This is a genomic window from Streptomyces sp. NPDC058955, assembly GCF_042741435.1.
Lineage (GTDB): Bacteria > Actinomycetota > Actinomycetes > Streptomycetales > Streptomycetaceae > Streptomyces.
In genome coordinates this window covers 68,269-70,014 of sequence record NZ_JBHYKM010000007.1, presented here as the reverse complement: position 1 = coordinate 70,014, position 1,746 = coordinate 68,269, and the positions used below count along the sequence as shown (strand labels likewise).

Annotated in this window: 2 protein-coding genes and 1 tRNA gene; 2 read left to right on the top strand and 1 reads right to left on the bottom strand. The window is 67.8% G+C overall.

Translation table 11 applies throughout. The features are described 5' to 3' along the window. Window positions 1-88 precede the first annotated feature (88 nt). Window positions 89-159 (bottom strand) — tRNA-Gly (locus ACFW1I_RS05300). 411 nt (window positions 160-570) lie between these two features. Here ACFW1I_RS05300 and dcd point away from each other — a divergent pair. Together dcd and ACFW1I_RS05290 are read left to right on the top strand one after the other, a co-directional pair. Then, on the top strand, window positions 571-1,146 hold the full coding sequence (gene dcd, locus ACFW1I_RS05295) for a dCTP deaminase (protein WP_030495892.1): 576 nt from the start codon (window positions 571-573) through the stop codon (window positions 1,144-1,146). Between the two features lie 14 nt (window positions 1,147-1,160). Beyond that, window positions 1,161-1,658, top strand: a complete 498-nt coding sequence (locus ACFW1I_RS05290; RefSeq protein WP_351102149.1) for a phosphoribosyltransferase — start codon at window positions 1,161-1,163, stop codon at window positions 1,656-1,658. Window positions 1,659-1,746: the final 88 nt, after the last annotated feature.

The window sequence follows — 1,746 nt, the reverse complement described above, 5'->3', positions numbered from 1 at the left end:
TTTGTTTTGGCTCGGTGTCGTATTGTATAACCTAAACCTCAACGACAGCCCCGGCCCGGGGGCCCGCTCCCCCGCCCCTTCTCACAAGAGCGGATGACGGGAATCGAACCCGCGCTATAAGCTTGGGAAGCTCATGTTCTACCATTAAACTACATCCGCACAGCGGCCGGATGAGCCGGTCGCATCGTTGCACACTGTACCCCATGCGCCACGGGTGGCGTAGTTCGTCTCTCCCGCGCGGGTCGGAGTGCCGCGTGGAGGGTGTCCCGTTGATCCCCTAATGTGGCTGTCTCGTCCAGCATGTGTGTAGGGGAAGGGACTTGATGGGTTCCGTGGAGCGCACCGTCGTCCGCTGTGCCGAAGGGCACGTGTTCAGTACCGCCTCGTTTCCGCTTCAGCAGCTCGGGGCCGGGCGGATCGGGCCCGGGCGGCTCATCCGGTGTCCGCGGTGTGCGCGGTTGAGGCACGCGGTGCCGGTGGAGGGTCAGCAGCGCTGAGCTGCGTGAACCGGGGTGGGCGCGGAACCGGTCCCGATTGGGGAGGTCCGCGCCCTCTGCGTATCGTGGGGGCGTGCTTCTCTCAGACAAGGACATCCGGGCCGAGATCGATGCCGGGCGGGTGCGCATCGACCCGTACGACGAATCCATGGTGCAGCCGTCCAGCATCGACGTGCGTCTCGACCGCTTCTTCCGGGTGTTCGAGAACCACCGCTACCCGCACATCGACCCCGCCATCGAGCAGCTCGATCTGACGCGCGAGGTGGAGCCGGAGGGCGACGAGGCGTTCATCCTGCACCCGGGCGAGTTCGTGCTCGCCTCGACCTACGAGGTCATCACCCTGCCGGACGACATCGCCTCGCGGCTGGAGGGGAAGAGTTCCCTCGGGCGGCTCGGGCTCGTCACGCACTCGACGGCCGGGTTCATCGACCCGGGGTTCTCGGGGCACGTGACGCTGGAGCTGTCGAACCTCGCGACCCTCCCGATCAAGCTCTGGCCGGGGATGAAGATCGGGCAGCTGTGCATGTTCCGGCTGAGCTCGCCCGCCGAGTTCCCGTACGGCAGCGAGCGGTACGGCTCGCGGTACCAGGGCCAGCGGGGGCCGACGGCCTCCCGCTCGTACATGAACTTCCATCGGACCCAGGTGTGAGGCGGTAGCCGGACATGAGTGAAGTACGCGAGAACCTGACGTACGAGGGCTTCGGGACGGCCGTCCGCGAGCTCGCCCAGACCATCGCCGACGACGGGTACGAGCCCGACATCGTGCTGTCGATCGCGCGCGGCGGCGTGTTCGTGGCCGGCGGGCTCGCCTACGCCCTGGACTGCAAGAACATCCACCTCGTGAACGTGGAGTTCTACACCGGCGTCGGCACCACCCTGGAGATGCCGGTCATGCTCGCGCCCGTCCCGGACGCGATCGACTTCTCCGACAAGAAGGTCCTGATCACCGACGACGTCGCCGACACCGGCAAGACGCTGAAGCTGGTCCACGACTTCTGCATCGACCACGTCGCCGAGGTCCGCTCGGCCGTCATCTACGAGAAGTCCCACTCCCTCGTGAAGTGCGAGTACGTGTGGAAGAAGACCGACGAGTGGATCAACTTCCCCTGGTCGGTCGAGCCGCCCGTCGTGAAGCGCGAGGGCCAGGTCCTCGACGCCTGAGGCCCCCCGACACGGGGGGGGGGGGCGGCGGGCGCCCCCCCCCCGCGCGCGGCGCCGCGCGCGCCGCGCCCGCGCGCGCGGCCACGCC

Coding starts and splice junctions, on each gene's coding strand:
- ACFW1I_RS05290 (WP_351102149.1), top strand. CDS start 1,161: ATGAGTGAAGTACGCGAGAACCTGACGTACGAGGGCTTCGGGACGGCC.